Source organism: Microcystis sp. M53603_WE2, assembly GCF_030065435.1.
Genome location: NZ_JASJFF010000818.1, coordinates 1 through 6,995 on the forward strand (window position 1 = coordinate 1; position 6,995 = coordinate 6,995).

The window sequence follows — 6,995 nt, forward strand, 5'->3', positions numbered from 1 at the left end:
CATTCAGGACATTGTTTCGGATGAATGCAACCATAGTTGCAGTAGTGACAGCGGAGTAATTCTTGCGCTCCCGGTTCGGTGTGGTGGTAGGAGAGGGAGACATCACAGTGGGGACACTCCAGCACATAACCGCAACTTCGGCAAGATACAAAAGTACTATGACCCCGGCGACTGACGAATAAAATTGCCTGTTCTCCCTTGTCGCGCAGGGTTTCCAGAGATGAACGCAGGGATTGACTAAAAAGAGAACGATTGCCTCGTTGCAATTCCCGTCGCATATCGACGATTTCCACCCTCGGTAAGGGGCGATTTTGGATGCGTTCGGGCAAAGATAGGTAAAGACTGGGATTAGCTTGGGATTCTAGCCATGTTTCTAGGGATGGCGTGGCCGAGCCTAAAATTACGGGACAATGGTTTAATTGAGAGCGCCATTTAGCCACGGTACGCGCGTGATAGGTGGGAAGTAATTGACTTTGTTTAAAGCTGCTATCGTGTTCTTCATCGAGGATAATCATGCCTAGATGGGGTAAAGGGGCAAAAATCGCCGATCTCGTCCCGATAATAACTTGCGGGGTTCCTGTCAACATCTGTCGCCAGGTATCGTATCTTTCTCCTTCCGAGAGGGCGCTATGATAAACATAGACTCGATCGCCAAAACGGGCCACAAAGCGATCGGTTAATTGCGGTGTTAATCCAATTTCGGGGACTAAAACCAAGGCAGATTTACCCGCTGCTAGGACAGGCGCGATCGCCTGTAGATAGACTTCTGTTTTACCCGATCCCGTCACTCCATGTAAGAGAGCGCTTTCACCACCTTTTAGGGTTTGAATGGCTTCTAAAGCCTGTTTTTGACTAGAAGTGAGTGTTTTTGGTTGATCCCTGCTCATAATCGCCGAGGATAAGCGCAGAAATTCCCGATCCTCAATCACCACATAACCCTTGTCAATGAGCGGTTTAAAATGTTTTGTCCCCGCGAGTTGTGCCAATTCTGGCAGCCACATTTCTCCTCCCTGATGACGGAGAATTTCGACAATTTTGCGCTGATTTTCAGTTAAATCAGCAGGAAAGTCGGTTATTAGCAGGGTAATGGCTTTTTTTTGTTTAATATTGGTACTTTTGGGTGCTTCTAGATAGCTTTCCACCCAACCGCGCTTAACTAAGTCTCGGATACCGTAATTGGCATTTTTTACTTTTTCTTGCAGGTATTTCGCCGAATAATCGCCTTCTTTTTGATTTTTTAGCAGGGATAAAATCTGACGGGAGAGGGGAGTACAAAAAACTTCCGCACCGGGGGGAATCGCTTCTGGTTTTAATCTGATGCGACGTTGGGAACTTCGCAGTAAACCCGTAGGTAAAGCGACGCGAACAACGGTGATTAAATCCGTCGCGTAGTATTGGGCGATTTTCGTCAATAACTGCCAATAATTATCGGGGAAAAAGCCCTTAGCAATCACATCTTCCACGGGACGAATTTGATTTTCTTCTAGTCCTGCGGGCAAATTTTCGAGAAATCTAAGAGCAATTCCCCCAATTACCTGAGAACCAAAGGGAACGCTTAAAATATCGCCGATTTCTACTGTTAAATCCTGGGGGATACTATAGGTTAATATTTGCTGATCCTCTTGACTATCTCTAGGATAAGGGCGATCAACCAAAACCTCTAACCACAGTTGCCCAGTTGTGGTTAATTGGTAAGGTGTGCGAGGTTCCGCTACAGTTAGAGTAGCACAGCGATCGAGCATGGTTATCAGTTATCAGTGGGAAGTGGGGAGTGGGAAGTGGGGAGTGGGAAGTGGGAAGTGGGAAGTGGGAAGTGGGGAGAATGGGGTATTTAAATTATAGTTTAAAGCTTGAGGGGAATAAAACCAGTTAATTTTCTCTAAAAACAGTTTAAATATTGCTTTTTTGCCCGCAAATTTTGATTTTTAGCCCGTGAAATCTTCCCAAATGATAATTATTGACTATTAGCTATTAAATCGCACCCTAGTTAGGGTTTGATTAATAAATCTAAAAACCTTGTTGGATAATATCTTTAGGCTTTTTTGAAATCAAAAAGTGCCAGATATGGGAGGGATCGGGGGGGAGAATTAGGCACTTTTTCCCTGAAACTTAGGTAATTGACCACCTGAAAATGGGTAAAACCCCACACCCCACACCCCACACCCCACACCCCACACCCTACCCCCAGGAAAAACTTTTTGCCGCAAACCCTAGTTAGTCAAAACTTGAGAATAGTTCTCAATAGAAAAAGCGAAGAATAGTCATAAAAAGCTGACTGCTATCTTGATTGTTAAGAAGCGTGATCTTTACCTAGTCAAATACCAAAAACCTTAGTTAGAGTGTATAAGTGGAAACCCTGAAAGTCTCCCCTATTCACCAGAAAATCTTATTGTCTGGTTCGGCGATTTGTAACCATCGACACAGAATCGCGCAATTATATCCCAGAAATGGCCGCCATTAATTAAGAAAACGTTTAAAAAATCTGCTCCCCGAAAATTCAATGTAACAATCAGCCCATTGGGAGAAATTGAGTTTCTCCCTGCTATTATAATCCCACTCCATCCATAACTGCTTATGAAAATCTCTAAACTAGCCTCTGATGATAATTTTAATCAAATCATTGCCCTGGAGACAAATCCTTTAGAACTAGACAGCGTGGATTTTGCTGAAAGAACTGACGAGGATATGACTGAATCTTTACCGGAAACCCTAAAAAACACTCGTGGGAGTAGTGGAACTGGATACGATAAAGGCAGCAATGAAGATACTGTTGGGGCATTTTTTAAAGAAATGGCCCGTTATCCCCTGCTTAATGCGGAAGAAGAAATTGAATTAGCCTACTCGGTTAAGTTTCTGATGGAAGCGGAAGAAGTGCGCCAAAAACTACAAGAAAATTTACATCGTCCCCCGACGAAAACGGAATGGGCGATCGCTTTAGAATTAGATAATGAACGTCAACTGGAAAACCGTCTTTATCGCGGACGAACAGCTAAACGGAAAATGATTCGTTCTAATTTGCGCTTGGTGGTTTCTATCGCTAAACGCTATTTAAATCGCGGAGTTCCTTTCTTAGATTTAATTCAAGAAGGTGCGATCGGACTCAACCGTGCGGCCGAAAAATTCGATCCCAATAAAGGTTATAAATTCTCTACCTATGCTTATTGGTGGATTCGACAAGCAATCACCCGCACCATTGCTAACGATGCGCGGACAATTCGTTTACCGATTCACATTGTCGAAAAACTCAATAAACTCAAAAAAGCGCAGCGCATTCTCAAGCAAGATTTACAGCGCAATCCCAATGAACGGGAACTCGCGGAAGCGTTGGAAACGACTCCCGAACAATTGCGGCAATTATTACAATTGCGTCGTCAATCTCTCTCTTTAAATCATCGTGTAGGGAAGGGAGAAGATACGGAATTAGTGGATCTGTTGGAAGATGATGATCTACAACTTCCCGAAGATAAAATGAATGAGATGATGATGCGTCAAGAAATTTTCGCAGTTTTAAGTGATGTTCTTACGGAACGGGAAAAAGATGTTATCTCCCTCCGTTATGGTTTAGCTACCAGTCAACCCTATACCCTAGAGGAAGTGGGGGGAATGTTCAATTTATCTCGGGAACGAGTACGTCAAATTCAAACTAAAGCGATGCGAAAATTACGTCGTCCTCAAGTCGCGCGTCGTCTGAAAGGATGGTTACATTAATAATTTTTTCTAACTCGTTCTCTCCTCTCTCCTTTTTCCAGGAGAGCTTTTTTTGTCGATATTTAGCTTAAAATTAAGATAAAGCTGATTTTCTCAGTAGATAGTCATAATACCTATGAACCGACATCTCCAACGGAAAGTGAAAACGGGAAAATATCAATCTCCAGAAAATCATCCTCTCATAGATGGAGAAACTTTTGTCACTGAAATTATCCATCGTTTTCAAACCATGGGAGATTAATATAAAATGGGTCGTTATAAGTAGGGAGGCACAATTATTGGTAGGATGGGTTAGCGGTAGCGTAACATGAGCGGGTGTTGGGTTTCATGCTTCAACCCAACCTACGTTCATCTTGTATTTAATTCCACCCACCCGCTTATCATAAATAAATATACTAGCTAGTCAGAAGCTGAATATAACAGGCAATTTCTCATCTATTTTTTCTAGTTCTGAATAAAATCAAATTAATTCAATATGTCCAAAAACTTTTGGTTAATTCCCGATAATATCTATTTTCTCAACCATGGTTCCTATGGTGCAACCCCTAGAATAGTCTTGGATTATCAGCAACAATTGCGGGAACGAATGGAAAGGCAACCTTTAGCATTTTTGGGGAGAGAATTAGAGGGTTTATTAGATATTGCTAGGCAAAAATTAGCGGATTTAGTCAGTGTAAATAGCGATGATTTAGTCTTTGTTCCCAATGCAACCACAGCAGTGAATGCGGTATTAAATTCCTTAACTTTTCAGGAAAATGAGGAAATTCTGATCACCGATCAGACCTATAATGCTTGTGCTAATGCAGTTAAACATATAGCTAAAAGATGGGGATTAAAGGTAATTATCGCCAAAATTCCCTTTCCTGTGCAGTCTCCTTTAGAAATTAGTCAAGCAATTTTAGCATCTGTTTCTCCCCGGACAAAATTAGTAGTTTTAGATCATGTCACCAGTCCCACGGCCTTAATTTGGCCAATCGCAGAAATTGTGCAAGAATTAAATAATCGGGCCATTGATACTCTTATCGATGGCGCTCATGCTTTAGGTTTTTTACCCCTTAATATCAGAGAAATTAATCCCACCTATTATACTGCTAATTGTCATAAGTGGTTATGTAGTCCCAAGGGGGCTGCTTTTCTCTATGTGCGCGGGGATAAACAGGCAATAATTCGACCTTTAACTATTAGCCATGGAGCGAATTCCCCTCCACAAGATCGCTCCCGTTTTCAGTTAGAATTTGCTTGGATGGGAACCGATGATCCCACCGCTTATTTATCAGTGCCAAAAGCGATCGAGTTTTTAAATTCTCTCTCTATTGATGGTTTACTGGGTCTGATGGCGAGGAATCGTAATTTGGTTTTAAAAGCCAGAAATTTGCTTTGTCATGCCTTAGAGGTCAATTATCCCTGTCCAGAATCAATGATCGGATCAATGTCTTCAATTCTGATTCCTAGTTATGCTTGGGCAGCAGAAGATTTATCTAGACAACTGTGGGAAAAATATCAGATTGAAGTGCCGATAATTCCTTGGGGAGAAGCATCATTAATTGTGAGGATTTCTGCTCACTACTATAATTCGATCGAGCAGTATGAATATTTAGCTGGGGTTTTAAATTACTTGCTATTGCGGCCGTATCAAACCGATAATTGGTCTAAAATGCTTCTTGGATCATGGTTTCCTTGAGCATTTCTAAACCCTTTTTCACCCGACGGGAGACGGTAACGACACTAATGCCTAATTGTTCGGCGGTTTCCCGTTGAGTAAGATCCTTAAGGAAGACAAATTCGAGAATATGACGGGTTTTTTCTTCTAATTGAGCCAGTGCCTGTTGTAAACGAATGCGATCCTCTTGACAAAGTTGAAAGCTGCGATAACGGGGATCGGGAACGAGGTCTTTTAAACAAGTATTATTATCTTCATCGTTATTAACCGTCACATCGAGACTGAGGGGTTCACGGTTTTGGAAAGCCAGTTTTACCTCTTGCCATTCTTCGCTCGAAATATTTAAAGCGCGGGAGATTTCCGTATCATTGGGTTGACGATTGTGGATAGTCTGGAAATCCCGACGCACATTTGTCGCTTGTCTGCCTAAATCTAACCAACGACGAGGAATACGAACTGTATAACTTTTATCGCGCAGATGGTGTTGAATTTCGCCGCGAATATAGGGAATAGCGAAGGAGCTAAAAGCATGACCTTTGCTGCTATCAAAACGCTCGATCGCCCGAATTAGTCCCATAGAGCCAACCTGCACTAAATCTTCGTAATTTTCATGGCATTGATTAACCCAATGATGAGCTTCCCTTCTGACTAATCCTAGGTTTAACTCCATAATTTGATCCCGTAACTTATTATCTCCCGTTTTTTGGTATTTTTGAAACAGGGTAAGAGTTTCCAGTTTAAGATTTTCTTTATTTAGGACAGACATAGGGCGCTAACAGACTTAAAAAATATTGACTATAAAAGATCACTATTGTGCAATTAGCTTTGACCAATCCCAATACAGTCTAGATGAGAAGCGGTAAGCAATGTCAACAATGTAACTTACTACGATCATGATGATACGACCTTTATATAAAGACTTGTGTGATTTGACGCGGTCGACCAAGTATTTAAAGACACAGATAAGCTGAAACCCAGGTAATTAGGGTTGGCTGAACAGGTTGTTTCTAGAGACAGGGTGTGGGGTGTAGGGTGTGGGGTGTAGGGTGTGGGGTGTAGGGTGTGGGGTTTTATCGATTTTCAGGTGGTCAACTACCTAATTTTCAGGGAAAAAGTCCCTGAATTTTCCTCCCGATCCCCGCAATAGCTGGCACTTTTTGAGGGGAAAAAAGTCTAAGAGTCTTAATCCAACAAGGTTTTCAGATTTATTCAGCCAGCCCTATCTAGAAAACTACAACTCAAACAAAGGTAAACTCCGATCCTTATTTTTCGGCAATTTCGCCAGTAATCCTAAATGTTCGTAGGCGGCTGACGTCACTACGCGACCCCGGGGAGTACGATTAAGATAACCTATTTGTAATAAATAAGGCTCGTGTACCTCCTCGATCGTCTTGGCATCTTCTCCCGTGGCTGCCGCTACCGCTTCCAATCCCACGGGTTTACCTTGAAACTGTTGGATCATCGTCTTTAATACTAATCGATCGGTCCAATCTAAACCCATAGAATCTACATTTAATTGATTTAATCCCTCAGCGGCTAACTGGGGGGTGATAATAGTTTCTCCCTTCACCTGCACATAGTCGCGCACTCGTTTTAATAAACGATTGGCAATGCGTGGAGTTCCCCG

At 42.2% G+C, this 6,995-nt stretch carries 6 protein-coding genes; 3 read left to right on the forward strand and 3 right to left on the reverse strand.

The features are described 5' to 3' along the window. Positions 1-1,742: replication restart helicase PriA (priA, locus tag PX481_RS17445; protein ID WP_288095210.1), on the reverse strand; the 1,742-nt coding region annotated here is incomplete at its 3' end. Positions 1,743-2,574: 832 nt separating this feature from the next. Between priA and PX481_RS17450 the strand changes: the two genes are divergently transcribed. From PX481_RS17450 to PX481_RS17460, 3 genes are all read left to right on the forward strand, one after another. Further along, the gene (locus tag PX481_RS17450) at positions 2,575-3,708 is read left to right on the forward strand and encodes an RNA polymerase sigma factor, RpoD/SigA family (protein WP_002759679.1); all 1,134 of its coding nucleotides are present in this window, start codon (positions 2,575-2,577) and stop codon (positions 3,706-3,708) included. Between the two features lie 115 nt (positions 3,709-3,823). Beyond that, positions 3,824-3,949, forward strand: coding sequence for a hypothetical protein (locus tag PX481_RS17455; RefSeq protein WP_002759678.1), 126 nt, complete (start codon positions 3,824-3,826; stop codon positions 3,947-3,949). 234 nt (positions 3,950-4,183) lie between these two features. Continuing rightward, positions 4,184-5,389, forward strand: coding sequence for an aminotransferase class V-fold PLP-dependent enzyme (locus PX481_RS17460; RefSeq protein WP_288095212.1), 1,206 nt, complete (start codon positions 4,184-4,186; stop codon positions 5,387-5,389). Here PX481_RS17460 and PX481_RS17465 read toward each other — a convergent pair. Both PX481_RS17465 and PX481_RS17470 read right to left on the reverse strand, forming a co-directional pair. After that, on the reverse strand, positions 5,358-6,134 hold the full coding sequence (locus PX481_RS17465; RefSeq protein ID WP_002759676.1) for an RNA polymerase sigma factor SigF: 777 nt from the start codon (positions 6,132-6,134) through the stop codon (positions 5,358-5,360). The two genes, PX481_RS17460 and PX481_RS17465, sit on opposite strands and share 32 nt — an antisense overlap. 465 nt (positions 6,135-6,599) lie before the next feature. Next, on the reverse strand, positions 6,600-6,995 hold a 396-nt coding region (locus PX481_RS17470; RefSeq protein WP_288095214.1), incomplete at its 5' end, for a Holliday junction DNA helicase RuvB C-terminal domain-containing protein.